The 25279-nt window shown below is 70.8% G+C and carries 28 protein-coding genes; 8 read left to right on the top strand and 20 right to left on the bottom strand.

The window, feature by feature from the left end; genetic code table 11:
- Positions 1-245 precede the first annotated feature (245 nt).
- Together PYR72_RS36715 and PYR72_RS36710 are read right to left on the bottom strand one after the other, a co-directional pair.
- The gene (locus PYR72_RS36715) at positions 246-524 is read right to left on the bottom strand and encodes a DUF3618 domain-containing protein (protein ID WP_013004562.1); all 279 of its coding nucleotides are present in this window, start codon (positions 522-524) and stop codon (positions 246-248) included.
- Positions 521-946, bottom strand: a complete 426-nt coding sequence (locus PYR72_RS36710) for a phage holin family protein (protein WP_275460618.1) — start codon at positions 944-946, stop codon at positions 521-523. Before PYR72_RS36710 ends, PYR72_RS36715 begins: the two co-directional genes overlap by 4 nt.
- Positions 947-1097: 151 nt before the next feature.
- Between PYR72_RS36710 and dapA the strand changes: the two genes are divergently transcribed.
- The gene (gene dapA / locus PYR72_RS36705) at positions 1098-2081 is read left to right on the top strand and encodes a 4-hydroxy-tetrahydrodipicolinate synthase (protein WP_275459291.1); all 984 of its coding nucleotides are present in this window, start codon (positions 1098-1100) and stop codon (positions 2079-2081) included.
- A 10-nt stretch (positions 2082-2091) separates the two neighbouring features.
- Here dapA and PYR72_RS36700 read toward each other — a convergent pair whose 3' ends face one another.
- The 6 genes from PYR72_RS36700 to PYR72_RS36675 all read right to left on the bottom strand — a co-directional run bounded on the left by PYR72_RS36700 (position 2092) and on the right by PYR72_RS36675 (position 6606).
- Positions 2092-3306 (bottom strand): WD40 repeat domain-containing protein, encoded by a 1215-nt coding sequence (locus tag PYR72_RS36700; RefSeq protein ID WP_275459290.1) that lies wholly within the window; start codon positions 3304-3306, stop codon positions 2092-2094.
- Entirely contained in the window at positions 3303-3857 is a 555-nt protein-coding gene (locus PYR72_RS36695) for a SigE family RNA polymerase sigma factor (RefSeq protein ID WP_013004558.1), read from the bottom strand. The genes PYR72_RS36700 and PYR72_RS36695 overlap by 4 nt, the downstream gene beginning before the upstream one ends.
- A 175-nt stretch (positions 3858-4032) precedes the next feature.
- Positions 4033-4257 carry a hypothetical protein gene (locus tag PYR72_RS36690; RefSeq protein WP_275459289.1) on the bottom strand — a complete coding sequence of 75 codons (225 nt, stop codon included), beginning with the start codon at positions 4255-4257 and terminating at the stop codon, positions 4033-4035.
- A 132-nt stretch (positions 4258-4389) separates the two neighbouring features.
- A complete protein-coding gene (gene dapD / locus PYR72_RS36685) occupies positions 4390-5379 on the bottom strand; it encodes a 2,3,4,5-tetrahydropyridine-2,6-dicarboxylate N-succinyltransferase (protein ID WP_210551443.1) in 990 nt (329 codons plus the stop codon).
- Between the two features lie 370 nt (positions 5380-5749).
- Complete coding sequence (locus PYR72_RS36680; RefSeq protein ID WP_275459288.1) at positions 5750-6286, bottom strand: TetR family transcriptional regulator; 537 nt, start codon at positions 6284-6286, stop codon at positions 5750-5752.
- Complete coding sequence (locus PYR72_RS36675) at positions 6286-6606, bottom strand: multidrug efflux SMR transporter (protein ID WP_013004553.1); 321 nt, start codon at positions 6604-6606, stop codon at positions 6286-6288. The genes PYR72_RS36680 and PYR72_RS36675 overlap by 1 nt, the downstream gene beginning before the upstream one ends.
- Positions 6607-6955: 349 nt before the next feature.
- Here PYR72_RS36675 and PYR72_RS36670 point away from each other — a divergent pair, with 349 nt between their 5' ends.
- Positions 6956-7819 (top strand): AbfB domain-containing protein, encoded by an 864-nt coding sequence (locus PYR72_RS36670; protein ID WP_275459287.1) that lies wholly within the window; start codon positions 6956-6958, stop codon positions 7817-7819.
- Between the two features lie 86 nt (positions 7820-7905).
- On the opposite strand, the gene PYR72_RS36665 is transcribed toward PYR72_RS36670, so the two are convergent.
- From PYR72_RS36665 to PYR72_RS36630, 8 genes are all read right to left on the bottom strand, one after another.
- Positions 7906-8238 carry a metal-sulfur cluster assembly factor gene (locus PYR72_RS36665; RefSeq protein WP_005477879.1) on the bottom strand — a complete coding sequence of 111 codons (333 nt, stop codon included), beginning with the start codon at positions 8236-8238 and terminating at the stop codon, positions 7906-7908.
- Positions 8235-8705 carry a Fe-S cluster assembly sulfur transfer protein SufU gene (gene sufU / locus PYR72_RS36660; protein WP_037728144.1) on the bottom strand — a complete coding sequence of 157 codons (471 nt, stop codon included), beginning with the start codon at positions 8703-8705 and terminating at the stop codon, positions 8235-8237. The genes PYR72_RS36665 and sufU overlap by 4 nt, the downstream gene beginning before the upstream one ends.
- A gap of 16 nt (positions 8706-8721) precedes the next feature.
- Entirely contained in the window at positions 8722-9978 is a 1257-nt protein-coding gene (locus PYR72_RS36655; RefSeq protein ID WP_275459286.1) for a cysteine desulfurase, read from the bottom strand.
- Entirely contained in the window at positions 9975-10739 is a 765-nt protein-coding gene (sufC, locus tag PYR72_RS36650; RefSeq protein ID WP_275459285.1) for a Fe-S cluster assembly ATPase SufC, read from the bottom strand. The genes PYR72_RS36655 and sufC overlap by 4 nt, the downstream gene beginning before the upstream one ends.
- A 7-nt stretch (positions 10740-10746) precedes the next feature.
- Entirely contained in the window at positions 10747-11067 is a 321-nt protein-coding gene (locus PYR72_RS36645; RefSeq protein ID WP_045560919.1) for a non-heme iron oxygenase ferredoxin subunit, read from the bottom strand.
- On the bottom strand, positions 11064-12257 hold the full coding sequence (gene sufD / locus PYR72_RS36640; protein ID WP_275459284.1) for a Fe-S cluster assembly protein SufD: 1194 nt from the start codon (positions 12255-12257) through the stop codon (positions 11064-11066). The genes PYR72_RS36645 and sufD overlap by 4 nt, the downstream gene beginning before the upstream one ends.
- A gap of 84 nt (positions 12258-12341) precedes the next feature.
- Positions 12342-13766 carry a Fe-S cluster assembly protein SufB gene (gene sufB / locus PYR72_RS36635; RefSeq protein ID WP_275459283.1) on the bottom strand — a complete coding sequence of 475 codons (1425 nt, stop codon included), beginning with the start codon at positions 13764-13766 and terminating at the stop codon, positions 12342-12344.
- Entirely contained in the window at positions 13763-14497 is a 735-nt protein-coding gene (locus PYR72_RS36630; protein WP_275459282.1) for an ArsR family transcriptional regulator, read from the bottom strand. Before PYR72_RS36630 ends, sufB begins: the two co-directional genes overlap by 4 nt.
- A gap of 161 nt (positions 14498-14658) precedes the next feature.
- On the opposite strand from PYR72_RS36630, the gene PYR72_RS36625 reads away from it, so the two are divergent.
- From PYR72_RS36625 to PYR72_RS36610, 4 genes are read left to right on the top strand one after another with little or no spacing between them, the layout of a single operon-like run.
- Positions 14659-15492, top strand: coding sequence for an AAC(3) family N-acetyltransferase (locus PYR72_RS36625; protein ID WP_275459281.1), 834 nt, complete (start codon positions 14659-14661; stop codon positions 15490-15492).
- Positions 15493-15502: 10 nt separating this feature from the next.
- Positions 15503-16426: an ABC transporter ATP-binding protein gene (locus PYR72_RS36620; protein ID WP_275459280.1), complete on the top strand. Its 924-nt coding sequence runs from the start codon at positions 15503-15505 to the stop codon at positions 16424-16426.
- Positions 16423-17208 carry an ABC transporter permease gene (locus PYR72_RS36615; RefSeq protein ID WP_275459279.1) on the top strand — a complete coding sequence of 262 codons (786 nt, stop codon included), beginning with the start codon at positions 16423-16425 and terminating at the stop codon, positions 17206-17208. Before PYR72_RS36620 ends, PYR72_RS36615 begins: the two co-directional genes overlap by 4 nt.
- Positions 17209-17267: 59 nt before the next feature.
- Entirely contained in the window at positions 17268-18281 is a 1014-nt protein-coding gene (locus tag PYR72_RS36610) for a COX15/CtaA family protein (protein ID WP_275459278.1), read from the top strand.
- A 36-nt stretch (positions 18282-18317) separates the two neighbouring features.
- Here the strand turns inward: PYR72_RS36610 and PYR72_RS36605 are convergent, their stop codons facing one another.
- From PYR72_RS36605 to PYR72_RS36590, 4 genes are all read right to left on the bottom strand, one after another.
- The gene (locus PYR72_RS36605; RefSeq protein WP_275459277.1) at positions 18318-19085 is read right to left on the bottom strand and encodes a nucleotidyltransferase; all 768 of its coding nucleotides are present in this window, start codon (positions 19083-19085) and stop codon (positions 18318-18320) included.
- 17 nt (positions 19086-19102) lie between these two features.
- The gene (locus tag PYR72_RS36600; RefSeq protein WP_275459276.1) at positions 19103-20209 is read right to left on the bottom strand and encodes an amidohydrolase family protein; all 1107 of its coding nucleotides are present in this window, start codon (positions 20207-20209) and stop codon (positions 19103-19105) included.
- Positions 20210-20264: 55 nt separating this feature from the next.
- The gene (locus tag PYR72_RS36595) at positions 20265-20627 is read right to left on the bottom strand and encodes a hypothetical protein (RefSeq protein ID WP_037728135.1); all 363 of its coding nucleotides are present in this window, start codon (positions 20625-20627) and stop codon (positions 20265-20267) included.
- A gap of 67 nt (positions 20628-20694) precedes the next feature.
- Entirely contained in the window at positions 20695-21651 is a 957-nt protein-coding gene (locus tag PYR72_RS36590) for a heme o synthase (protein WP_275459275.1), read from the bottom strand.
- A gap of 374 nt (positions 21652-22025) precedes the next feature.
- On the opposite strand from PYR72_RS36590, the gene tkt reads away from it, so the two are divergent.
- Both tkt and tal read left to right on the top strand, forming a co-directional pair.
- Positions 22026-24113 carry a transketolase gene (gene tkt / locus PYR72_RS36585; RefSeq protein WP_275459274.1) on the top strand — a complete coding sequence of 696 codons (2088 nt, stop codon included), beginning with the start codon at positions 22026-22028 and terminating at the stop codon, positions 24111-24113.
- A gap of 42 nt (positions 24114-24155) precedes the next feature.
- Complete coding sequence (tal, locus tag PYR72_RS36580; RefSeq protein WP_275459273.1) at positions 24156-25274, top strand: transaldolase; 1119 nt, start codon at positions 24156-24158, stop codon at positions 25272-25274.
- The last annotated feature ends 5 nt before the right edge of the window (positions 25275-25279 follow it).

Raw genomic sequence — 25279 nt, 5'->3', positions numbered from 1 at the left:
CGGCACCGCGCAGGGGCGGCGGTCGGCTGCCGTCCGACCGCGTGGTTCCGCCCGTCGGCCATGACCCGGCGCGTCCGGGATCGGCCCGCCCCCGCGCCGCACGCACCGGCGTCCGCGCACACGAACCGGGCCGCCCGCAGCTGCCGCACGCGGGCAGGCCAAAGGTCCCCCTGACTCCCCGCCCCCTCCCGCACCCGTCGCGCGGTCCTCGCGTGGCGTCCGGGAAGGCGACCCGGCGCGCCCTCCTAACGGTGGTGGCGCCAGACCAGCACTCCCACCGTGGCCACGGCGACACCCGCCCCGCCCACGATCAGCATCTCCCGGGGCACCCGCTCCCACGCCGAGTGGGCCTTCGCCCGTACATCGGCCTGGGCCGCGTGCACCCTGGCCTTCACATCCGCCTTGGCGGCCAGTTCCTCGACCGTGTCGCCGAGCTGCGCCCGTGTCTGCTCGATCTGCCGCCGGAGTTCGTCGGGACCCTTCGCACCCACCGCACCGTCGGTGCTGCTCGATGCCTGTGTCATCGCCGGGCCCTCCCCTTGATCTCGTCCACGTCCGCCTTCACGCTGTCCATGGCCCGCTCCGGCCTGGGCGGGGTGGCCCGGCGGAGCTGCGCACGGCCGAGCACGGCCAGCACGCCCGCGATCACGAACAGCACGGCCATGACGATGAGCGCGGCGGCCCACACGTCCAGCACGAGAGAGAGCGCCCCGACCGCGGCGGCGGCGAGGGTCATGAACCCCACATAGGCGACCGCGCCGGCCGCGCCGAGCAGCCCGCCGCCGCGTCCCGCGCGCCGCCCCTTCTCGGCCAGCTCCTCCTTGGCGAGGGCGACCTCCTGTCGTACGAGCAGGGAGAGCTGTTCGGTGGCCTGCCCGACCAGCTCGCCCACGGAGTGGTGGTCGTGTTCGCCCGGCCCCGGACGCGCGGATCGCGCGGAGCGCACGAATCGCGTGGGCCTGGTCTCGGTGGTCCCGGTCACGGTGTCGCCTCCTCACACATCGGGACGCCCCGAGTACCCGCCCCGCCCACCGCTACCCCTGCGACATCCACCCATCCTCGTAGCAGAACTCCCACGCATCTCGTAGAAAATTTAAGTGGAGCTTCACAATGGAGCCCCCGAGACTACCCGTATGACCCGCACCCTCACCCACGCTCACACGCACGCTCACGGCCCCACGCCCGCCTCCCCGGCGCGCTCCGCCCCCTTCGGCCGCGCCCTCTGCGCGATGATCACGCCTTTCACCCCCTCCGGCGCACTCGACCTGGACGGAGCCCAGCGGCTGGCCGACCGGCTGGTGGCCGAGGGGTGCGACGGGCTGGTGCTCTCCGGGACGACCGGCGAGTCGCCGACGACGACGGACGCGGAGAAGACGGAGCTGATCCGGGCCGTGCGCGGGGCGGTCGGCGACCGGGCCGTGATCGTGGCCGGGGTGGGCACCGCCGACACCCGGCACACCGTGGAACTGGCGCTGGCGGCCGAGAAGGCCGGCGCGGACGGTCTGCTGGCGGTCACGCCGTACTACAGCACGCCCCCGCAGGACGCGGTCGAGGCACACTTCCTGGAACTCGCCGACGCCTCGGGACTGCCCGTCGCCCTGTACGACATTCCCGGCCGCACCGGCACCCGCATCGCCCCGGAGACCATGATCCGCCTGGCGGACCATCCGAGGATCGTGGCGGTGAAGGACTGCGCGTACGACCTCCTGGGCACCCAGAAGGTGCTGGCGGAGACGGAACTGGCGTACTACACCGGCTGCGACGAGTACGTGCTCGCGCTGTACGCGATCGGCGGGTCCGGTTACGTCAGCACGGTCGCGAACGCGGTCCCCCGCCAGGTCCGGGCGGTGATCGACGCGTTCGACGCGGGCGACACCGCCGGGGCGGCCCGGCTCCAGCGGCGCGCCGTCCCGCTCATCGAGCTGATGATGGCCTCGGGCCTGCCCGGCACGGTCACGGCCAAGGCGCTCCTGGGACGGCTCGGCCTGCCCGCCGGCCCGGTCCGCGCACCCCTGCGGCCCGCCGGTCAGGAGGCGACCGACGGGCTGCTGGCGGCGTACGAACGGGTGGTGGCCGTCTGAGGGCTGTTGGTCAGCGGGTGGCGAAGATCGGGTTCCAGCGACCGGGTGCCCCGTCGTTGCCCTTGAGGGCGCCGCTGAGCTTGAGCGTCGTGTCACTGCCGATGGTGACGAGCACCAAGGCGCTGTGGAACTCGTTGTCGCCGGGCTTGATGTCCCAGGCGATGAGCCGCTCGTTGTCGACCCAGGCGAGCAACTGCTGTCCACGGACCTTGTGGAGCCGCTTGCCGGTGTAGGGGTCGAGGATCTCGGGGCCGGTCGCCCCGGCACCGGCGGCGAGCTTACCGTCCGGGGAGAGCCGCGCCGGCAAGGACCAGGTCAGATACTTCTCGTTGGCCGGCTTGGCGACCTTGTTGCCCTGGAGGTCGTAGTACTGATCGTGCGGCTCCACAGCCAGCCCCGAGCGGACCAGCGTGCCGTCGCCGCTGAAGGAGAAGTCCTGACGGGAGTTGACGATCGGCAGCTCATCGTCCTTCTCCGGTGGGGTCTCGCTCCACGTGGTCCGGCCGGAGTCGACATCGACGAGGTAGAAGCCGGTCCGGTACGACTCGGAGAACTGGGGCACGAAGTCGTTCTTCTTGCCGTCGCCGTCGACGTCGTTGGACGCTTTGGTCAGCTCGTCAGGGTTCTTGCTGTAGGTGGTGGCGACCAGCCTGGCGCCGTCGGACGAGAACGAGACGGCCGCTACACCCCGATCGACGGAAATCCAGCGCTCGATGTCACCGGTGAGCAGGTTGAGGAGCCCGATCCGCCGGGCGGGCAGGTTTTTCTCCAGGACGGCGGCGGTCCGCATGCCGGGGGCGACGGAGATCTGGGACCAGCGGGTGTCCTTGACGTACTTGCCGGTCTCTTGGTCGAGGATGTGGTAAGCGCGCGCGCTGACCGCGGTGTCCTTCGAGGTCTTGACGGTGTCGAGGGTGTAGTAGCCCGCCAGCGCCACGTCCCCCGCCGCGATCAGATCGCGCGGCGGCGACTGGTCGGGGTGGGCGATGATGTCGCTCCGGTTCATCTCGGTGGCGAGCCGCACCTCGTGCTTGCCGGAGTCCAGCAGGGGGACGGCCACCGCGACGGCGACCACGGCGGCGGTGGCCGCGGCGACGGTCGCGATCGACCGGTTCCGGCGGCGGCGCCGGGCGGTCAGGACCCGGTCGGCGAAGCCCGGCCCCAGGGGCGGCTGTTCGGCGGCCTGCTCCCGCAGGGAGTCGCGCACCAGTTCGTCGACGTTCACGGACGCACCTCCACGGGTGAGAAGTCACGGGTCGGGGTCTGCTCGGCCGCGGCGGGCCCGAGCATGCCCAGCTCGGGCGCGAGTTCGCGCAGCCGGGCGAGCGAGCGGTGTGTCGTGGACCGGACGGTCCCGACGGAGCATCCGAGGATCCGGGCCACCTCTCCCTCGGGCAGGTCCTCGAAGTAGCGCAGGACGAGAACGGTCCGCTGCCGGGCGGTGAGCCGGGCCAGTGCCCCGCGCATCACGAGCCGCAGCTCCACCCCGGCCGCCCCGTCGGCGGCGCCGCTCTCGGGCGGCTCGGCGACGGTCAGCTCCCGGCGCCGCCACTTCAGCCGCCATCGGCTGACCTGCTGCCGGTAGAGGATCCGCCGTACGTACGCCTCCGGTTCGTCGATGCGCTGCCAGCGCCCGGCGGCTTTGATCAGCGCGTTCTGCAGCAGATCCTCGCCGGCGTGCCGGTCCCCGCCGCTCAGCAGCACGGCGGTCTTCAGCAGAGCCGACGACCGCCCTGCCACGAATTCCCGGAAACTCTCCTGCCCTGCGGCATCCATCGTCACCTTCTCTTCCCCGGCGGGCCCCGTGTCCCGCCCCTGTGCCCCTAGTGACGCGCGGACCCGCACCCGGCTATGCCGCGACGGGGAAGAAAGCCGTGCGGGCGCCGGAGAACGACGCCGGGCCCGTACGCGCGTCTGCGCGTACGGGCCCGGAACCCCGACGACGGCCGGGTCAGCCCCAGCGGTACCCGTCACCGAACAGCAGGGTGTGCTCCAGCACGTCCTCCATCGGGTCGTCGACCTGGCCGACGTTGACGAGCCCGATACGGGGGCCGTTGTGCGAGGCGGTGTTGCTCTCGTCCGCGTGCGCGGCCCCGACGGGCAGCCAGCACACCGTCGCCCCGGCCAGCACCCCCGTGACCACGCGCGCCGCGCTCCTCACCCGGTCATTCCTCATCCCTCGGCCCCTCATCTCGTCGGCCCCTCATTTCGTCGGCTCGGCAGCTGATCGGACTCCGTGTCCGCCCGTTCATCTGCCGAAACAGCCCGAAGGTCACGCCGAGTAACCCGTACGTGGGGCCGTGGGGGGTCAGTTGTGGCTGTGCAGGATCTCGTTCAGGCCGCCCCAGACCGCGTTGTTCGGGCGGGCCTCGACCGTGCCGGTGACCGAGTTGCGGCGGAAGAGGATGTTCGAGGCGCCGGAGAGGTCGCGGGCCTTGACGACCTGTCCGTCGGGCATGGTGACGCGGGTGCCGGCGGTGACGTAGAGGCCGGCCTCGACGACGCACTCGTCGCCCAGCGCGATGCCCACGCCCGCCTCGGCGCCGACCAGGCAGCGCTCGCCGATGGAGATGATGACGTTGCCGCCGCCGGAGAGCGTGCCCATGGTGGAGGCGCCGCCGCCGATGTCCGAGCCGTCGCCGACGACGACACCGGCGGAGATCCGGCCCTCGACCATGGACGTGCCGAGGGTGCCCGCGTTGAAGTTGACGAAGCCCTCGTGCATGACCGTGGTGCCCTCGGCGAGGTGCGCGCCAAGACGGACGCGGTCTGCGTCGGCGATCCGGACGCCCTTGGGGGCGACGTAGTCCGTCATGCGCGGGAACTTGTCGATCGAGGTGACCTGGAGGTGCAGGCCCTCGGCGCGGGCGTTGAGGCGCACCTTCTCGATGTCGTCGACGGCGACCGGGCCGAGCGAGGTCCAGGCGACGTTGGCGAGAAGGCCGAAGACGCCGTCCAGGCTCTGGCCGTGCGGCTTGACCAGCCGGTGGGAGAGCAGGTGGAGGCGCAGGTAGGCGTCGTGCGTGTCGAGCGGCTTCTCGTCGAGCGAGGAGATGACCGTGCGGACCGCGACGACCTCGACGCCCCGGCGCGCGTCCTGACCGAGCGCGGCGGTCGCGCCGCCGCCCAGCAGCTCCGCGGCCCGCTCGGCGGTCAGCCGCTCGGTGCCGGAGGGGCCCGGCTCGGCGGCCAGCTCGGGCGCGGGGAACCAGGTGTCGAGAACGGTGCCGTCGGCGGCGATCGTGGCGAGGCCGGCGGCCACGGCGCCGGTGGAGCGGGGAGCAGTCGTGTCGGTCATGAGGGCAACCTAACCGCCCGGAGGCGGTACGGGCCAACCCATGGCACGGCCGTCTCAGGAGCCGGGCACTTTACGGACATACGGTGCCGGGCGGCGGCCTGCCTGGCAGGCCGGGCACGGTGGCCCGCCGACCCGCCAGCGGGCCGCACGGACACGAGAGCACGCGGCCGTGTACGCCGGGCCCCTCCCCGACGATGCCGCCCGATGACCACGGCCGACAGACGGCCAGCGGCTGACGGCTGACGGCTGACGGCTGACGGCTGACGGCTGACGGCTGACGGCCACACTGCCGCCCATCGCCCCTCCCCGCCAAGGGCCCGCGCCCAACCGAGAACCCGCTACGGCCGACCGCACCGGCCGCACCGGCCGCTCAGGGAATCACCCGCGCCAGCACCTCCCGCGCGTACCCCTCGTCGTAGGGCGTCCCCGTCAGCAGGACCTGCAGACAGATGCCGTCGACCAGGGCGACCAGCGCCCGCGCGGTCACCGGGTCCGTGCGGCCGGTCAGACAGTCGGCGAAGGCGCGGCCCCATTCGTCGGCGACGGGGCGCAGCGCGGGCCGGCGCAGCGCGGCGAGGTACAGCTCGTACTCCACCTCCAGGCCCGTCCGGTCGCCGGTGAACCATTCGCCGCCCAGCGCGGCCAGTTCGGCGGCGAGGTCGGTGCCGGGGTCCCGCAGGGCCTCGCGTGCCGCGACGCTCCGGGCGAAGCGCTCGTTGGCCTGGCGCAGTGCGGCGACCATCAGGTCGTCGAGGGTCTTGAAGTGGTACGTCGTCGAGCCGAGCGGCACGTCCGCCTCGGCGGCCGCGCTCCGGTGGCTCAGCCCGGCGATTCCCCGGTCCGCGACGACCCGGATCGCCGCGTCGATGATCCGCTGGCGCCGCTCGGGGTCATGACGCCGGGCCATCAGTGGGCGCCTCCCAGGTTCAGCACCACGACTCCCGCGACGATCAGCACGATCCCGGCGACCTTGGCGACGCTCAGATGCTCCCCGAAGAGCATGAGCCCGAGCGCGGCGACGGCCGCGGTGCCGACGCCGGACCAGATCGCGTACGCCGTGCCGATGGACATCGACTTCAGCGCCTGGGCGAGCAGGACGAAGGAGACGAGGTACCCCACACCGGTCACCACCGACGGCCACAACTTGCTGAAGCCCTCGCTGTACTTCATGGCGGTGGTGGCGGCCACCTCGGCGGCTATGGCGCCGACGAGCAACAGATATCCCATGTGTACGAGCGTACACATCATATGTACGGTTGTACACATCGGGTGTACAGGCGTGCTTATGGGCGGAATTGGCCGCCACCAAACCTCAAGAGGCCCCCGTTTCGGGGCCGTTCCGTTATGGAAGCGCTCACTGAAAGGGCTCCCCGCACCTCACTTGGTGAACTACTGTTTCAACGGTCAATCTCCCGGATGCGTGACGACCGCCAGGGTTTGCACACACCGGTGACACGTACCACCCTCCCTGATCCGCATGACGAATTTGCGTCCGCCTGTGGCGACGCCGAGGGAACCGCGCATGCCGCCGACTAAGCCCGGACCTGATCCGGACCAGACCCCGCCCAGCCTTCCGATGCTCAGATCCGCGAAGGTGTGGGAGACCGGGGTCGCCCCGAACGACACCCGCATACCGGGCACCCGCCGCCTCTGGCTGGCCGGTGCCCTCGCTCTCGCCGTGGTCTCCTCCTGCGTGACGGCGATCACCCTGCAGGGCTCGGGGCCTGACGACTCGTCGGAGAAGAACGGCCGCACCACCGCCGCCGACGACCGCGTCCCCACCGTGTCCCTCCCGCCCACGTCACCCGCCGCGACCTCGGCGCCGGACGGCAAGAGCGGTCTGTCGGAGCCCCAGGGCGCCGACGGCGACGCCAAGAAGGACGCCGCCGGGAAGGACAAGAAGGGCGCGAGCAAGGACGAGGACAAGGGCAAGGACGACAAGGAACCCGACGCCTCGGAGAGCCAGCAGGGCGGGGCGGAGTCGCCCAAGCCCACCAAGAAGCCGAGCACCTCCACCCGGTTCAAGTCCGTACAGTCCGCCTCCTTCCGGGACCGGTACTGGCACCTGCGCGACGGCATGATCCAGCTGGACCAGGTGAGCAGCGGCAGCGACCGCGGGACCCGGCAGGACTCCTCCTTCACGGTCGTCTCCGGCCTCGCGAAGTCCTCCTGCATCTCGTTCCGTCTGAAGGACGGCCGGTACGCGCGGCACCAGAACTTCGTGCTGCGCGCGTCCTACGACGACGGCTCCCAGCTCTTCAAGCAGGACGCCACCTTCTGCCCCCGCAACGAGCAGACGGACGTGGTCGGGCTGGAGTCGGTGAACTACCCCAACCACTACATCCGCGTCCGCTACAACCAGCTCCGTCTGGAGCGCTACGAGCACAACCAGCAGTACTGGATGGAGACCGGCTTCCGGCTGGTCAAGGGACTGGCCTGAGCGGCCGGCCCAGCGCGCGGACAGGGGTGTGGCCCCCGGCGAACGTCTCGTTCGCCGGGGGCCACACCCCTGTCACGGATCGGATCTCAGACGTTGAACCCGAGCGCCCTCAGCTGCTCACGGCCGTCGTCGGTGATCTTGTCGGGGCCCCACGGGGGCATCCAGACCCAGTTGATGCGGAGTTCGTTGACGATGCCGTCCGTCGCGGACTTGGCCTGGTCCTCGATGACGTCCGTCAGCGGGCAGGCCGCCGAGGTCAGGGTCATGTCGATCGTCGCGATGTTCGCGTCGTCGATGTGAATGCCGTAGATGAGGCCGAGGTTGACGACGTCGATGCCCAGCTCGGGGTCGACGACGTCGTACAGGGCCTCGCGGACCTCCTCCTCGGAGGCCGGCTTCATCTCCAGGGTCTCGCTCATGCCGTCTTCCTTTCGACGTCGGCGTCGGCGCCCAGCGCCTGGGCCGTCGCGTCCTTCCACGCCATCCAGCTGAGGAGGGCGCACTTGACCCGGGCGGGGTACTTGGAGACACCGGCGAACGCGACCGCGTCCTCCAGCACCTCCTCCATCGCGTCGTCCGGCTCGATCTTCCCCTTGGACTGCATCAGCTCCAGGAAGGTCTCCTGGATCTTCCGCGCGTCGGCGAGGTCCTTGCCGACGAGGAGGTCGTTCAGCACGGAGGCCGACGCCTGACTGATCGAACAGCCCTGGCCCTCGTACGACACGTCCTCGACGGTCGTGCCGTCGTACTTCACTCGGAGGGTGATCTCGTCGCCGCACGTCGGGTTCACGTGGTGCACCTCGGCGTCACCGTCCCGCAAGCCCCGGCCGTGCGGGTGCTTGTAGTGGTCCAGGATGACTTCCTGGTACATCGAGTCCAGCTTCATGCGATCGCTCGTCCCCTCAGCCGAAGAAGTTCCGTACGTGCTCCAGGCCGTCGACCAGGGCGTCGATCTCGGCCGGGGTGGAGTACAGATAGAACGACGCCCGGGTGGTCGCGGGAATTCCGTAGCGCAGGCAGACGGGACGGGCACAGTGGTGGCCGACCCGCACCGCGATGCCCTGCTCGTCGAGCACCTGACCCACGTCGTGCGGGTGGATGTCGCCGAGCGTGAAGGAGATCGCCGCACCGCGCTCCTCGGCCGTGGCCGGGCCGATGATCCGCAGGTCGGGGACCTCGGTGAGCCGCTTCACCGCGTACTCGGTGATCGCGTGCTCATGGGCGAGGATCTTGTCCATGCCGATGGAGTTCAGGTAGTCGATCGCCGCACCGAGACCGACCGCCTGGGCGATCGGCGGGGTGCCCGCCTCGAACTTGTGCGGGGCAGGGGCGTACGTCGACGAGTGCATCGACACCGTCTCGATCATCTCGCCGCCGCCGAGGAACGGAGGCAGGTCCTCCAGCAGCTCCTGACGGCCCCAGAGCACACCGATGCCCGTCGGACCGCACATCTTGTGGCCGGTGAAGGCCACGAAGTCGGCCTGGAGGGCCTGCACGTCCAGCGGCATGTGCGGCGCGGCCTGCGAGGCGTCGATGCAGACCAGGGCGCCGACCTCCTGCGCCCGGCGCACTATCGCCTCGACGGGGTTGACCGTGCCGAGGATGTTGGACACGAGCACGAAGGAGACGATCTTCGTCTTCTCCGTGATGATCTCGTCGATGTTCGAGAGGTCGAGGCGGCCGTCGTCGGTCAGCCCGAACCACTTCAGCTTCGCGCCCGTGCGCTGCGAGAGCAGCTGCCACGGCACGATGTTGGAGTGGTGCTCCATCTCCGTGATGACGATCTCGGTCTCGGAGTCCACCCGGTAGGGCTCGTCGGCCCAGCCGAGCATGTTCGCCACGAGGTTCAGCGACTCGGAGGCGTTCTTGGTGAAGATCACCTCGTCGCGCGAGGGCGCGTTGACGAACGCGGCGACCTTGTCGCGCGCACCCTCGTACAGCGCCGTGGCCTCCTCGGCGAGCACATGCACACCGCGGTGGACGTTGGCGTTGTAGCGCTCGTAGTACTCGCTCAGGGCGTCCAGCACCTGGCGCGGCTTCTGCGAGGTCGCCGCGTTGTCCAGGTACACGAGCTTCTTACCGTCGTGGACCTGGCGGTCCAGGATGGGGAAGTCCTTGCGGATCGCCTCGGTGTCGAGGAGGCCCGGCAGCTGTGTCACGCGGATGCGCCACCCTTCACGTACTTGTCGTAGCCCTCGGCCTCGAGCTGGTCCGCGAGCTCCGGGCCGCCGGACTCGGCGATCCGGCCGTTCGCGAACACGTGGACGTGGTCGGGCTTGATGTAGCGCAGGATGCGCGTGTAGTGGGTGATCAGCAGGGTGCCGACCTCGCCGGTCTCGCGGACGCGGTTGACGCCCTCGGAGACGATGCGCAGCGCGTCGACGTCGAGGCCGGAGTCCGTCTCGTCGAGGATCGCGACCTTCGGCTTGAGCAGCTCCAGCTGGAGGATCTCGTGGCGCTTCTTCTCACCGCCGGAGAAGCCCTCGTTGACGTTGCGCTCGGCGAAGGAGGGGTCCATGTTCAGGCGCGCCATGGCCTCCTTGACCTCCTTGACCCAGGTGCGGAGCTTGGGGGCCTCGCCGCGGATGGCGGTGGCGGAGGTGCGCAGGAAGTTGGAGACCGAGACGCCGGGGACCTCGACCGGGTACTGCATCGCCAGGAACAGGCCCGCGCGGGCGCGCTCGTCGACGGACATCTCCAGGACGTCCTCGCCGTCGAGGGTGACGGTGCCGCCGGTGATCGTGTACTTCGGGTGACCCGCGAGGGAGTAGGCGAGCGTCGACTTGCCGGAGCCGTTGGGGCCCATGATGGCGTGCGTCTCGCCCTGCTTCACGGTGAGGTCGACGCCCTTGAGGATCTCCTTCGTGGCGTTGTCGGCCTCGACGGTGACGTGCAGGTCGTGGATTTCAAGCGTTGCCATGGGTTCCTCAGGACTCCTGGGTGAGGGAGACGAGCACGTCGTCCCCTTCGATCTTTACGGGGTATACGGGGACGGGGCGCGTCGCGGGAAGGCCGGACGGCTTGCCGGTTCTGAGGTCGAACGCGGAGCCGTGCAGCCAGCACTCGATCTGGCAGTCCTCCACCTCGCCCTCGGAGAGCGAGACGTTCGCGTGGGAGCAGATGTCGTGGATGGCGAACACCTCGCCCTCGGTCTGTACGACCGAGACCGGCGTGCCGTCGAGTTCCACCCGCTTCGGGGTGTCCTCCTCCAGCTCGCTCAGCCCGCAGGCGCGTACGTAGGTGGTCATCGGCCGGATCCAGTCACAGTCTCCAGCTCCTCGTCGATCTTCGCGAGGAGGCGTTCCTGGATGTCGTCGACGCCGATCTGCTGGACCAGCTCGGCGAAGAAGCCGCGGACGACCAGGCGCCGGGCCTCGTCGGCCGGGATGCCGCGGGCCATCAGGTAGAACAGCTGCTCGTCGTCGAAGCGGCCGGTCGCGGAGGCGTGGCCGGCGCCGACGATCTCGCCGGTCTCGATCTCCAGGTTCGGCACCGAGTCGACCCGGGCGCCGTCCGTGAGGACCAGGTTCCGGTTCATCTCGTAGGTGTCGGTGCCCTCGGCCTTGGCCTCGATGAGCACGTCGCCGATCCAGACGGCGTGGGCGCCCTCGCCCTGGAGCGCGCCCTTGTAGACGACGTTCGACTTGCAGTGCGGGACGTTGTGGTCGACCAGGAGGCGGTGCTCCTGGTGCTGGCCGGCGTCCGTGAAGTACAGCCCGAACAGCTCGGCCTCGCCGCCGGTGCCGGCGTAGGACACGCGCGGGTGGAGGCGGACGACGTCGCCGCCGAAGGTGACGACGACCGACTTGAAGCTCGCGTCCCGGCCGATCAGCGCGTTGTGCTGGGCCACGTGCACGGCCTTGTCGTCCCAGTCCTGGACGGAGACGACGGTCAGCTTGGCGCCGTCACCGAGGACGTAGTCGACGTTGGCCGCGAGGACGGCGTCACCGGTGTGGTCGATGACCACGACGGCCTCGGCGAAGGCGCCCAGCTCGATCACCTGGTGGGCGAAGGCGGTGCCGCCCTCGCCGTGCACGGCGATCCGGATCGGCTCGGTGAGGACCGTCTCCTTGGGGACGGTGATCACGCCGGCCCTCTCGAACGCCGAGTAGGCCTGCGCGGCGATGCGGTCCACGGGGGTGCCCGCCCTGCCGAGGCGCGCGTCGTCACGGCCGACGCCCTCGACGATGACGCCCTCGGGGGCCTGCACGTCGACCTTCAGGCCGCCGTCGCTCGCGACGGCGGTGCCGTCGTGCAGCCCGCGCAGCCGCTCCAGCGGGGTGAACCGCCACTCCTCCTCGCGGCCGTGCGGGACCGGGAAGTCCGCCACGTCGAAGGACGGGGGCGCGCTCATGCGCGTGGCGACGGTCGACTCGGCGGCAACGGCCACCGCGCCGGCGGTGGTGGACCCCACCGGGATATTCTGAGCCTCAGCCATGGCTGTCGGTCTGCTCTCTTCCTACGTTTTCGAACGTCGGCCCGCCCGGGGAGGCGGGCCGCTAGCCGCTGATCCGGTGGCGCGTCAGCCGACCGCGCCTTCCATCTGCAGCTCGATCAGCCGGTTGAGCTCCAGCGCGTACTCCATGGGCAGCTCCTTCGCGATGGGCTCGACGAAGCCGCGCACGATCATCGCCATCGCCTCGAACTCGCTCAGGCCGCGGCTCATCAGGTAGAAGAGCTGGTCCTCGGAGACCTTGGAGACGGTCGCCTCGTGGCCCATGGACACGTCGTCCTCGCGGACGTCGACATAGGGGTAGGTGTCCGAGCGGGAGATCGTGTCGACGAGCAGCGCGTCGCACAGCACGTTCGACTTGGAGCCGGGCGCGCCCTCGCCGATCTCGACGAGACCACGGTAGGAGGTACGGCCGCCGCCGCGCGCCACCGACTTGGAGACGATGTTGGAGGAGGTGTTCGGCGCCATGTGGACCATCTTGGAGCCGGCGTCCTGGTGCTGGCCCTCGCCCGCGAAGGCGATGGAGAGCGTCTCGCCCTTGGCGTGCTCGCCCATCAGGTAGACGGCCGGGTACTTCATGGTGACCTTGGAGCCGATGTTGCCGTCGATCCACTCCATGGTCGCGCCCTCGTACGCCACGGCGCGCTTGGTGACCAGGTTGTAGACGTTGTTCGACCAGTTCTGGATGGTCGTGTAGCGGCAGCGGGCGCCCTTCTTGACGATGATCTCCACGACCGCGCTGTGCAGGGAGTCCGACTTGTAGATCGGGGCCGTGCAGCCCTCGACGTAGTGGACGTAGGCGTCCTCGTCGACGATGATCAGCGTCCGCTCGAACTGGCCCATGTTCTCCGTGTTGATACGGAAGTAGGCCTGGAGCGGGATCTCCACGTGCACGCCCTTCGGCACGTAGATGAAGGAGCCGCCGGACCACACCGCGGTGTTCAGCGACGCGAACTTGTTGTCGCCGACCGGGATGACCGTGCCGAAGTACTCCTTGAACAGCTCCGGGTGCTCCCTGAGCGCGGTGTCCGTGTCCAGGAAGATGACGCCCTGCTCCTCCAGGTCCTCACGGATCTGGTGGTAGACGACCTCGGACTCGTACTGGGCCGCGACGCCCGCGACGAGGCGCTGCTTCTCCGCCTCGGGGATGCCGAGCTTGTCGTACGTGTTCTTGATGTCCTCGGGCAGGTCCTCCCAGGACTCCGCCTGCTTCTCCGTGGACCGCACGAAGTACTTGATGTTGTCGAAGTCGATGCCGGAGAGGTCCGAGCCCCAGTTCGGCATGGGCTTCTTCTCGAACAGGCGCAGGCCCTTGAGACGGAGCTTGGTCATCCACTCCGGCTCGTTCTTCTTGGCGGAGATGTCTCGGACGACGTCCTCGTTGATACCGCGCTTGGCAGAGGCACCGGCCACGTCGGAGTCGGCCCAGCCGTATTCGTAGTTGCCCAGACCCTCGAGCTCGGGGTGGGCGGTCTCCTCGATGGGGAGCGTCATGCGGGGTTCCTCCCGGCGGTACGTGCAGATGCGGTGTCGGTGGCTGTCTTGGGAATTCTGGGGATGAACGTCGTGCAGACGCCGTCGCCGTGGGCGATGGTGGCCAGCCGCTGGACGTGTGTGCCGAGCAGTTCGGCGAACAGCTCGGTCTCGGCCTCGCAGAGCTGCGGGAAACGCTCGGCGACATGCGCCACCGGGCAGTGGTGCTGGCAGAGCTGCTCCCCCTGGTGGGGGTGGGGCGCGCTGCGCGCCGTAGCAGCGTACCCGTCGGCACTCAGGGCCTTGGCCAACGCTTCGGTCTTCTCGTCGGGGTCCGCGGCCTCGACGGCCCGGCGGTAGGCACCGGCCTCGGCGGCGACCCGGGCGCGGGCGAAGGCGGCGACGGCCTGCTCCCCGCCCTCGCGGTCCGCGATCCAGTGGAGCGCGTCCACCGCGAGCTTGTCGTAGGACTGGTCGAAGGCGTCCCGTCCGCAGTCCGTCAGGGCGAACACCTTGGCGGGGCGCCCGCGCGTGCGCGCGCCGTACACGCGCTGCTCGCGGGGCTGCACGACGTCGTCGCCGACCAGTGCGTCGAGGTGCCGGCGGACGGCGGCCTGGGTGAGCCCGAGGCGTGCGGCGAGGTCGGCGACCGTGGACGGGCCGTGGGACAGGATGGACCGCGCGACCCGGTTGCGGGTGGACCGCTCACCGGTCGCGAGTTCCTCCTGCGGAGCCTCGCCGACGTTTTTCACAACGCCATTGTTGCGTAATTCCTCAGACAGGGGCAAGCCGCGTCCGGACGGGCGGCCGGTGCCGTACATCACTTAGGCAAACCTAAGCTGACCTGGGAGAACGATCACTGATCGATCAACTCGGTGGCGTCGCGCGAGCCGCTCCGGAAGACTGCCACACCATGCCCACACCCCCTCCCACCGGCCCGCTCGTCACCCGCGCCGGCCTGGCGGCGGACCTGCGCGCCGCCGGTGTCGAACCCGGCGAGACCCTCCTCGTGCACTCCTCGCTCAGCGCGCTCGGCTGGGTCTGCGGAGGCGCCGTCACGGTGGTCCTGGCGCTGCTCGACGCGCTCGGTCCGGACGGCACCCTGGTCGTCCCCACCCAGACCGGCGACCTCTCGGACCCCGCGCTCTGGGCCCGTCCGCCGGTGCCCGAGGAGTGGTGGGAGCCCATACGGGCGACCATGCCGGGCTACGACCCCGCGATCACGCCGTCCCGGGGGATGGGAGTGATCCCCGAGACGGTACGGACCTGGCCGGGCGCCCTGCGCAGCGCGCACCCCCAGACGTCCTTCGCGGCGCTCGGCCCGGCCGCGGCCGGGCTCCTCGCCGACCACGCCCCGGACTGCAGCCTCGGCGAACGCAGCCCGCTGGCCCGCCTGGAACGGGCGGGCGCCCGGGTGCTGCTGCTCGGCGCGGGCTGGGACACCTGCACCTGTTTCCACCTGGCCGAGTACCGCACGCCCGCGCCGCTGGTCGAGCTGGGCCGTCCGGGTGCGGAGGGCTGGGAGGTGGTGACCGAGGTGGCGGTCGACTCGGACCGGTTCGACGAGCTGGGCCACGACTTCGAGCGCGACCGGGAGGTCCGCCGGGCCAGGGTGGGCGCGGCGGACGTACGTCTGTTCCCGGTGGCCGACGCGGTGGCGTACGCCGAGCGCTGGCTCCCCGTGCACCGGCCCCGTGAGGAGGAGATCTCCGGACCCGGCCGCCTCGGCGCCCGGCCGCGTCCCTAGACTCGGGCGCATGCGAAGTGACCCCGTGGTCCAGGTCCGCTCCCTGGTGAAACGGTACGGCGACAAGACCGCGGTGGACGGCCTGGACCTGACGGCCGGAGCGGGCGTCACCGCCGTCCTCGGCCCCAACGGCGCGGGGAAGACGACCACGATCGAGACCTGCGAGGGCTACCGGAGCCCGGACTCCGGCTCGGTGTCCGTCCTCGGTCTCGACCCGGTCCGCGAGGCCGCCGCCCTGCGCCCCCGGATAGGCGTGATGCTCCAGTCCGGCGGCGTCTACTCCGGCGCCCGCGCCGAGGAGATGCTCCGGCACGTGGCCCGGCTGCACGCCCACCCGCTCGACGTGGACGCCCTCGTCGAGCGGCTGGGTCTCGGCGGCTGCGGCCGTACGGCCTACCGCCGGCTCTCCGGCGGCCAGCAGCAGCGGCTCGCCCTCGCGATGGCCGTGGTCGGCCGCCCCGAGCTGGTCTTCCTCGACGAGCCCACCGCCGGCCTCGACCCGCAGGCCCGCCGGGCCACCTGGGAGCTGGTCCGGGACCTGCGCGCGGACGGCGTCGCGGTCATCCTCACCACGCACTACATGGACGAGGCCGAGCAGCTCGCGGACGACGTCGCGATCATCGACGGCGGCCGGGTCGTCGCCCAGGGCTCGCCCGAGGAACTGTGCCGGGGCGGCGCCGAGAACACCCTGCGCTTCACCGGCCGCCCGGCCCTCGACGTCGGCTCCCTGCTCAAGGCCCTCCCGGCGGACTCCGCCGCCGTCGAACTGACGCCCGGCGTCTACCGGGTGACCGGCAAGATCAACCCGCAGCTCCTGGCCACCGTCACCTCCTGGTGCGCCCAGCACGGGGTGATGCCGGACCGCATCTCGGTGGAGCGGCACACCCTGGAGGACGTCTTCCTGGAACTGACCGGCAAGGAGCTGCGTTCATGAGCGCGACCACCGACAGGGGCGCCGGGACCTACGCGCCGAAGCCGGGCGCCGCCCCCCTCCCCCGCATGATCGCGGCCCAGGCGGCCCTGGAGACGCGGATGCTGCTGCGCAACGGCGAGCAGCTGCTCCTCACCGTGGTCATCCCGACCCTGCTGCTGGTGCTGTTCGGCTCGGTGGACATCGTCGACACCGGCGAGGGCGCGGCGGTCGACTTCCTGGCGCCGGGCGTCCTGGCGCTCGCCGTGATGTCGACGGCGTTCACCGGTCAGGCCATCGCCACCGGCTTCGAGCGCCGCTACGGCGTGCTGAAGCGGCTGGCGGTCTCGCCGCTGCCCCGCTGGGGCCTGATGGCGGCGAAGACCCTGTCCGTGCTGGTCACGGAGGTCCTCCAGGTCGTCCTGCTCACGGTGATCGCGTTCGCGATGGGCTGGGACCCGCGGGGCAATCCCTTCGCCGTGCTGCTCCTGCTGGTCCTCGGCACGGCCGCCTTCTCGGGCCTCGGTCTGCTGATGGCGGGCACGCTGAAGGCGGAGGCGACGCTCGCGGCGGCGAACCTGGTCTTCCTGCTGCTGCTGGTGGGCGGCGGTGTCGTGGTCCCGCTGGAGAAGTTCCCGGACGCGGCGCAGAGCCTGCTCGGGCTGCTGCCGATCGCGGCCCTGTCGGACGGGCTGCGGGACGTGCTCCAGCACGGCGCCGGCGTGCCCTGGGGCGACCTCGGGATCCTCGCGGTGTGGGCGGTGCTCGGGCTGGGCGCGGCCGCCCGCTACTTCCGCTGGGAATAAGCGCACGTCAGCACCCCGGCCGTACCCTCGTGAACGCGTGCACAAGCGACGGGCCTACCATGGTGCGCGTGCCGAAACCGACCCGCGACGACCTCGTCTCCGCTGCGCGCAACCCGCTCGCCTTCATCGCCGAACGCTGGACCCCGGACCCCAGAACGGTCCGGCGGGCGGCTCTCGCCGCCCTCGTCATGGCGGTGGTGATCGTGGTGACCGGCGGTGCGGTGCGGCTCACCGGGTCGGGCCTCGGCTGCCCGACCTGGCCCAAGTGCACCGACGACTCGCTCACCGCGACCCATGAGATGGGCGTCCACGGCTACATCGAGTTCGGCAACCGCATGCTGACGTACGTGCTGTGCGCGGCGGTCGGCTGGGCGATCGTCGCCGCGCGCTCGCAGAAGCCGTACCGGCGCAGCCTGACCCGGCTGGGCTGGGCGCAGTTCTGGGTCGTCATGGGCAACGCGGTGCTCGGCGGCATCGTGGTCCTGGTCGGCCTCAACCCGTACACGGTGGCCGCGCACTTCCTGCTCTCCACCGCGCTCATCGCCGTCGCCGCCGTGATGTGGCACCGCACCGGCGAGGGCGACACCGCCCCGCGTCCGCTGGTCGGCCAGGCCGTGCGGCAGCTGGTGGCGATCCTGGTGGGCGTCACGCTGCTGCTGATCGCGGTGGGCACGGTCGTCACGGGGGCCGGCCCGCACGCCGGCGACTCCAGCGAGGTCCATCGCATCCCGCTGAACTGGGAGAACGTCACCAAGCTGCACGCGGTGCTGGCCTGGATCGTGGTGACGCTCACCTTCGCCCTGTGGTTCGTCCTGAAGGCGGTGGACGCCCCGCGCGAGCCGCTGCACCGCACGCGTGATCTGTTCCTGGTCCTCCTGGCCCAGGGCGTCGTGGGCTACGTCCAGTACTTCACCGACCTCCCCGAGATCCTGGTCGGCGCGCACATGCTGGGTTCCTGCCTGGTGTGGATCGCCACGCTCCGCGTCCTGCTGTCCCTGCGGGAACGCCCGGTGGACGAGGCGGACGTGCCGGGCCCGGCCGTCACGGAGACGCCGGTCGCCGCGCACGGCTGAGACGCGGCCGGGGCCGGGGCGGGCCCGCCCGACGATTCAGCCGTACGTCCGTACGAGGTCGTCGATCGCCGGGCCGAGGAACCGCCGGGTCAGCTCGCCCCGGTGCGGCACCGGCTCGGCCCGGCGTCCGTACCGGCGCCGGCGGATGTCCTCGACGATCTCCACGGGTGCGCCCAGGTCGGGCAGCAGGTCCAGGGCCTCGCGCTTGGAGATCAGCCGGCCCTCGCGCAGGGTGGCGGTGGCGCGGGCCAGGGTGAGCGGTCCGAGGTCGACCCAGACGTCCTGGTCCCACAGACTGGCCCGGTCGACCGCCGGGCGCCAGAAGTCCCGCTGGTCGCGCACGACGAAGGCGTACAGCTCGGTGTCGGAGACCGGCGGCAGCAGCGCCCCGGGCGGTTCGCCGTGCAGGACGAGACCGAAGGTGTGCAGCTCGCGCCGGGTGACCGGGGTGACCGTCCGCCGGAACAGCCGCTCGTGCGCCCAGGTGAGGTGAGTCCGGCCGGGGTCGGACGCCGTGCCGGGCGTCAGATACGTGCAGTGCAGGTGCGCCGCCAGGGGTGCGTGGCGCAGCCCGGCGTGCAGGCGCCCCACCCGCCAGGCGGTCCGGGCGGTGACCGTGCCGTCCAGGACCGCGATCAGGTCCAGGTCGCTGCGGCCCTCCTGGTAGTCGCCGCCGCCGAGGGAGCCGTGGGCCCAGACGGCGAGCGGCGTGAGGTCCCGCAGTCCGTCAAGGAACCGTCCGACCAGGGCCGCGGTGTCGGTGGCGGGGGCGGGTAAACCGCCCGGCGCGTCGCTGTGGGTCATACGGCCAGTCTCACCGGCTACCCCAGCCCGTACACCCGCCGCGCGTTCCCCGCCGCGACCAGTCCCGCCACGCGCTGCGCGTCCGCCGGCGACCAGGCGCCCTCCGCCACCCAGGTCCCCAGCACCCGGGCCAGCGCCTCACGGAACAGCCGGGCCCCGACCACGTGCAGCTCGGGCAGGCCGTGCGCGCCGCTGGAGAAAAGGATCTTGCCGAAGGGGGCGAGTTCCAGGACCTCGGCGAGCACGGCGCCGGCACGTGCGCCGGTGCGGACGAGTTCGGCGCCCAGGTCGACGTGGACGTGCGGGAAGACGCCGGCGAGATGGGCCGCGTGACGGTGGTACGGGTAGCCGTGCAGCAGGACCAGGTCGGTGCCGAGGCCGGCCGTGGCGCGGGCGAAGTCGGTCAGCAGGACCGGGTCGGTGGCGTCGAGGCGCAGGCCCGGTTCGCCGAGGCCTGCGTGGAGCTGGAGGGGGCGGCCCGAGGCGACGGCGATCCACAGCAGATGGCGCAGGAGGACGGGGTCGGTGAGTGCCCCGCCGACCGGCCGGTGCGCGAGCCAGCGCCCCACCGCGCCGCGCACCTCCCCCGGCCCGGGCGGCTCCGGCGCGAACGCCAGGCCGTGCCGTACCCCCGCCACCGAGGTGAAGGCGACGGCGTGCGCGGCGGCCGCGTGCACCGACTCGGCGAGATTGGCCAGGAACGCGTCGACGGTGCCGGAGGTGTCGGCGACCTGTTCGGCGAGGAGTTCGAGGCGGACGATCTCATGGGCGTCGGCGTCCGCGGTGGAGGCCATCTCGCCCGGACCGGTGAGGTCGCCGGGCAGGCCGGTGTCGACGAGGTAGGTCGTGATGCCGCTGCCCCGCAGGAGTCTGCGGCCGGCCTCCAGGACGCCCAGTTCGCGGCGCCGGGCCAGATAGCGGGCCGGCGGGCAGTGGGGCTCCAGGCCGAGCAGGGGCGGGCACCAGCGGCGTACGGCGAACCCGGTCTGGGTGTCGAAGAAGGTGGTGCCGGGCGCCGGCGGGCCCTCGCTGCGCGCCAGGTGGGCCTCGAAGGTGCCGAGGCCCAGTTCCGTGCGCAGTACGCCGTGGCAGTACTGGTCCACGAGGGACGGCGTTTCGATCATCCGGGCTCCCCGAGGACGACTCCGTCGTTCACGGGGCCTAACGGGTGAGCCGGGCTCAGGTGTTGCTGTTCTTCGGACCGCCGAGCTGGATTCCGGCCATCCGGGACCATTCGTAGGGGCCGGTCGTGACCTTGGCGGCGAACTCGCCGTCGAAGTCCTCGTGGACGGTGACTCCGGCCTTGGCGACGGCCGCCTCGGCGATCGCGTAGGACGGTGCCACCAGGTCGCCCCAGCCGCCGTCCTCGCCGACGAGGACGATACGGGCGCCCTGTTCGCCGATGTAGGCGACCTGGGCCTCGGCTCCGCGGTGCTCCTTGGCGAAGGCGCCGATCTGCCTGGCCAGCTTGGCCGCCTTGCGGTCGGCCTTCGCGGCGGCCTTGGCGTCCTTGGCCTCGTCTGCCTGCTTGGTGTCTGCCATGGTCAGGATGCTACCGATGGGTAGGGCGGGCGGCGACGGTGGGGTTTGTGGGCTTGGCCACTCGCCGTCAGCGCAGGAAGGGGTCCACCGCCACCGCCACGAACAGCAGCGAGACATAGGTGATCGACCAGTGGAAGAGGCGCATCTCCTTGAGCTTGGCGCCGGTGGTGCCGTTCTTCGCGCGGTTCTGCAGGGCGTGCGCCTCCCACAGCCACCAGCCGCCGGTCACCAGGGCGACCGAGGTGTAGAACCAGCCTGTGTAGCCGAGGGGGGTCAGCAGCAGGGAGACGGCGACCATGACCCAGCTGTAGAGGACGATCTGCCGGGCGACGACCTTGTTGGAGGCGACCACGGGGAGCATCGGGACGCCGACGCGGGCGTAGTCGTCCTTCACCTTCATGGACAGCGGCCAGTAGTGCGGCGGGGTCCAGAAGAAGATGACGAGGAAGAGGATGACCGCGGCCCACGACATCGAGTTCGTCACCGCGGACCAGCCGATGAGGACCGGCATGCAGCCGGCGATGCCGCCCCAGACGATGTTCTGCGACGTACGCCGTTTGAGGATCATCGTGTAGACGACGACGTAGAAGAGGAGCGCTCCGAGCGACAGCCACGCGGACAGCCAGTTCACCAGCAGGCCGAACCAGGCGGTGGAGACGGCGGCGAGGGTGAGGCCGAAGACCAGGCCCTCACGCGGGGTGACCATGCCGGTGACCAGCGGCCGCTGCGACGTGCGCTCCATGAGCGCGTCGATGTCGCGGTCGATGTACATGTTGAGCGCGTTGGCGCCGCCGGCCGAGAGGTAGCCGCCGACGCAGGTGGCGAGCACCAGCCAGAGGTCCGGGACGCCCTGCTCCGCGAGGAACATCACCGGAACGGTGGTGATCAGCAGCAGCTCGATGATCCGTGGCTTGGTGAGCGCCACGAACGCCATGACTCGGGCCCCGATCGGCCGCTGACCCCGGCTGCTGCTCGTGCTGCTCGTACCCAGCACGCCCGGTGGACGGGATTCGACGGCCGTCACGCACACCCCTGACAGAGACTCCTCAGCAAGCCTTCGGTTGTGAACTCCCCGTGACGGCTCGCGCGTACCACGCCACTGTAGACGTTGCCCAGAGCCAGCCTTTCAAGGGGGTGGGGTCGTGTTGGCGGGTGCTCCGGGGCGAGCCGGACACACGTGCGTTGAGCAGTCGGATGAGCGGCTGCGTATTCACATGTCGAACAGCGGAACCCCCTGGTCTCAGCATGCGAACCACTGGTCGGGAGGCGGGCGGGACACAGTCCCGGCAGTCTGGAATGACTCGAAAAAATGCGCGTTCCTACGGGGGTAGGCTCGACAACGGCCGGTGCCGTGAAGAACACCGGCACGAGACATGTGGAGAGGAGCCCTGACCCAGGGTGAGCACCAAGCCGACCACTACAGACCTCGCGTGGAACGAATTGGACCAGCGGGCCGTCGACACCGCCCGGATCCTGGCCGCCGACGCCGTCCAGAAGGTCGGCAACGGCCATCCGGGTACGGCGATGAGCCTCGCGCCCGCCGCGTACACCCTCTTCCAGAAGGTGATGCGCCACGACCCCGCCGACCCCGACTGGGTGGGCCGTGACCGGTTCGTCCTGTCCGCCGGCCACTCCTCCCTGACCCTCTACATCCAGCTGTACCTGGGCGGCTTCGGCCTGGAGCTCCAGGACCTGGAGTCCTTCCGCACCTGGGGATCGAAGACCCCGGGTCACCCCGAGTACGGGCACACCAAGGCCGTCGAGACGACGACCGGGCCGCTCGGCCAGGGTGTCGCCAACGCGGTGGGCATGGCGATGGCCGCCCGCTACGAGCGCGGCCTGTTCGACCCGGAGGCCGCCGTCGGCGAGTCCCCGTTCGATCACCACATCTTCGTGATCGCCGGTGACGGCTGCCTCCAGGAGGGCATCTCCGCCGAGGCGTCCTCGCTGGCCGGTCACCAGAAGCTCGGCAACCTGGTCCTGCTGTGGGACGACAACCACATCTCGATCGAGGGCGACACCGAGACCGCCGTGTCCGAGGACACCGTGAAGCGGTACGAGGCGTACGGCTGGCACGTGCAGCGTGTGGAGCCCCAGGAGAACGGCGACCTCGACCCGGCGGCGCTGTACGCGGCGATCGAGGCCGCGAAGGCCGTCACCGACCGGCCGTCGTTCATCGCGATGCGTTCGATCATCGCCTGGCCCGCCCCGAACGCGCAGAACACCGAGGCCGCGCACGGCTCGGCGCTCGGCGCGGACGAGGTCGCCGCCACCAAGCGGGTCCTCGGCTTCGACCCGGAGCAGAGCTTCGAGGTCTCCGACGAGGTCATCGCGCACACGCGCGCCCTCGGCGAGCGCGGCCGTGAGGCCCGTGCCGTCTGGGAGAAGCAGCTGCAGGAGTGGCGTGACGGCAACGCCGAGCGCGCCGCCGAGTTCGACCGGATCAGCGCGGGCGAACTGCCCGAGGGCTGGGAGTCGCACCTGCCCGAGTTCGAGACGGGCAAGGGTGTCGCGACGCGTGCCGCGTCCGGCAAGGTGCTCCAGGCGCTCGGCGCGGTGATCCCCGAGCTGTGGGGCGGCTCCGCCGACCTCGCCGGCTCGAACAACACCACGATCGACAAGACGTCGTCCTTCCTGCCCGCGGACAACCCGCTGCCGGAGGCGAACCCCTACGGCCGCACGATCCACTTCGGCATCCGCGAGCACTCCATGGCCGCGGAGATGAACGGCATCGCGCTGCACGGCAACACCCGCATCTTCGGCGGCACGTTCCTCGTGTTCTCCGACTACATGCGCAACGCCGTCCGTCTGTCGGCCCTGATGCACCTGCCGGTGACCTACGTGTGGACGCACGACTCCATCGGTCTCGGCGAGGACGGCCCCACCCACCAGCCGGTCGAACACCTCGCCTCCCTGCGGGCCATCCCGGGCCTGAACGTCGTCCGCCCGGCCGACGCCAACGAGACGGCGATCGCCTGGCGCGAGATCCTCAGGCGCTGGACCAAGGAGTTCGGCAGGGGCGCCCCGCACGGTCTGGCGCTGACCCGTCAGGGCGTGCCGACGTACGAGGCCAATGAGGCGGCCGCCAAGGGCGGTTACGTGCTCTTCGAGGCGTCGAACGGCGCGCCGGAGATCGTTCTCATCGCCACGGGTTCCGAGGTGCATGTGGCCGTCGAGGCCCGTGAGCGGCTGGAGGCCGACGGGGTGCCCACCCGCGTCGTGTCCATGCCGTCCGTGGAGTGGTTCGAGGAGCAGGACCAGGGGTACCGGGACAGCGTTCTGCCGCCGTCCGTCAAGGCACGTGTCGCGGTCGAGGCCGGGATCGGGCTCACCTGGCACCGTTACGTCGGTGACGCCGGACGCATCGTCTCGCTGGAGCACTTCGGCGCTTCGGCCGACGGCAAGGTCCTCTTCCGGGAGTTCGGCTTCACCGCCGAGAACGTGGCCGCGGTCGCGCAGGAATCCCTCGCCGCCGCCCGGCGCTGACGCTCACAGACGCTTCCATCCACACGTAGGAGATGTAATTCCATGACAGACGCACTCAAGCGCCTCTCCGAGGAGGGCGTCGCGATCTGGCTGGACGACCTGTCGCGCAAGCGCATCACGTCCGGCAACCTCGCCGAGCTGCTCGACCAGAGCCACGTCGTGGGCGTCACCACGAACCCGTCGATCTTCCAGAAGGCGATCAGCAGCGGTGACGGCTACGAGCAGCAGGTCTCCGACCTCGCCGCCCGCAAGGTCACCGTCGAAGAGGCCATCCGCATGATCACGACGGCGGACGTCCGTGACGCCGCCGACATCCTGCGCCCGGTCTTCGACGCGACCGGCGGCCAGGACGGCCGGGTCTCCATCGAGGTCGACCCGCGCCTGGCGCACGACACCAAGGCGACGGTCGCCGAGGCCAAGCAGCTGGCGTGGCTGGTGGACCGGCCCAACACGCTGATCAAGATCCCGGCCACGATGGGCGGCCTGCCGGCCATCACCGAGGTCATCGGCCTCGGCATCAGCGTCAACGTGACGCTGATCTTCTCGCTGGAGCGCTACCGCCAGGTCATGGACGCCTACCTGGCCGGCCTGGAGAAGGCCAAGGAGCGCGGCCTGGACCTGTCGAAGATCCACTCGGTGGCGTCCTTCTTCGTGTCCCGCGTCGACACCGAGATCGACAAGCGCATCGACGCGCTCGGCACCGACGAGGCCAAGGCCGCCCGCGGCAAGGCCGGTGTCGCCAACGCGCGGCTCGCCTACCAGGCGTACGAGGAGGTCTTCTCCACCGACCGCTGGAGCGCGCTGGAGAGCGCGGGCGCCAACAAGCAGCGTCCGCTGTGGGCCTCGACGGGTGTCAAGGACCCGGCGTACAAGAGCACGCTGTACGTGGACGAGCTGGTCGCGCCCAACACGGTGAACACCATGCCGGAGGCCACGCTGGAGGCGACCGCCGAGAGCGGTGAGATCCGCGGCAACGCGATCGCCGGCACGTACGAGCAGTCGCGTGCCGAGCTGGACGCGGTCGAGAAGCTCGGGATCTCGTACGACGAGGTCGTGCAGCTGCTGGAGGACGAGGGCGTCGAGAAGTTCGAGGCGTCCTGGAACGACCTGCTCAAGTCGACCGAGGCGGAGCTCCAGCGCCTCGCACCCTCGGAGGGCTGAACACC

The organism is Streptomyces sp. VNUA24, assembly GCF_029167005.1.
In the GTDB taxonomy this organism is placed as follows: Bacteria; Actinomycetota; Actinomycetes; order Streptomycetales; family Streptomycetaceae; genus Streptomyces; species Streptomyces scabiei.
Note: the sequence above shows the minus strand (reverse complement) of the source record. Positions and strands in the feature narration are given on the sequence as shown.

Coding starts and splice junctions, on each gene's coding strand:
- PYR72_RS36695 (WP_013004558.1), bottom strand. CDS start 3,857: ATGGATGCCGCAGGGCAGGAGAGTTTCCGGGAATTCGTGGCAGGGCGG.
- sufC (WP_275459285.1), bottom strand. CDS start 10,739: ATGGCAACGCTTGAAATCCACGACCTGCACGTCACCGTCGAGGCCGAC.
- PYR72_RS36645 (WP_045560919.1), bottom strand. CDS start 11,067: ATGACCACCTACGTACGCGCCTGCGGGCTGAGCGAGCTGGAGGAGGAC.
- PYR72_RS36620 (WP_275459280.1), top strand. CDS start 15,503: ATGCGAAGTGACCCCGTGGTCCAGGTCCGCTCCCTGGTGAAACGGTAC.
- PYR72_RS36665 (WP_005477879.1), bottom strand. CDS start 8,238: ATGAGCGAGACCCTGGAGATGAAGCCGGCCTCCGAGGAGGAGGTCCGC.
- PYR72_RS36670 (WP_275459287.1), top strand. CDS start 6,956: ATGCTCAGATCCGCGAAGGTGTGGGAGACCGGGGTCGCCCCGAACGAC.
- PYR72_RS36715 (WP_013004562.1), bottom strand. CDS start 524: ATGACACAGGCATCGAGCAGCACCGACGGTGCGGTGGGTGCGAAGGGT.
- dapD (WP_210551443.1), bottom strand. CDS start 5,379: ATGACCGACACGACTGCTCCCCGCTCCACCGGCGCCGTGGCCGCCGGC.
- PYR72_RS36610 (WP_275459278.1), top strand. CDS start 17,268: ATGGTGCGCGTGCCGAAACCGACCCGCGACGACCTCGTCTCCGCTGCG.
- PYR72_RS36625 (WP_275459281.1), top strand. CDS start 14,659: ATGCCCACACCCCCTCCCACCGGCCCGCTCGTCACCCGCGCCGGCCTG.
- PYR72_RS36600 (WP_275459276.1), bottom strand. CDS start 20,209: ATGATCGAAACGCCGTCCCTCGTGGACCAGTACTGCCACGGCGTACTG.
- PYR72_RS36690 (WP_275459289.1), bottom strand. CDS start 4,257: ATGAGGAATGACCGGGTGAGGAGCGCGGCGCGCGTGGTCACGGGGGTG.
- PYR72_RS36680 (WP_275459288.1), bottom strand. CDS start 6,286: ATGGCCCGGCGTCATGACCCCGAGCGGCGCCAGCGGATCATCGACGCG.
- tal (WP_275459273.1), top strand. CDS start 24,156: ATGACAGACGCACTCAAGCGCCTCTCCGAGGAGGGCGTCGCGATCTGG.
- sufD (WP_275459284.1), bottom strand. CDS start 12,257: ATGGCTGAGGCTCAGAATATCCCGGTGGGGTCCACCACCGCCGGCGCG.
- sufB (WP_275459283.1), bottom strand. CDS start 13,766: ATGACGCTCCCCATCGAGGAGACCGCCCACCCCGAGCTCGAGGGTCTG.
- PYR72_RS36595 (WP_037728135.1), bottom strand. CDS start 20,627: ATGGCAGACACCAAGCAGGCAGACGAGGCCAAGGACGCCAAGGCCGCC.
- PYR72_RS36605 (WP_275459277.1), bottom strand. CDS start 19,085: ATGACCCACAGCGACGCGCCGGGCGGTTTACCCGCCCCCGCCACCGAC.
- PYR72_RS36615 (WP_275459279.1), top strand. CDS start 16,423: ATGAGCGCGACCACCGACAGGGGCGCCGGGACCTACGCGCCGAAGCCG.
- sufU (WP_037728144.1), bottom strand. CDS start 8,705: ATGAAGCTGGACTCGATGTACCAGGAAGTCATCCTGGACCACTACAAG.
- PYR72_RS36675 (WP_013004553.1), bottom strand. CDS start 6,606: ATGGGATATCTGTTGCTCGTCGGCGCCATAGCCGCCGAGGTGGCCGCC.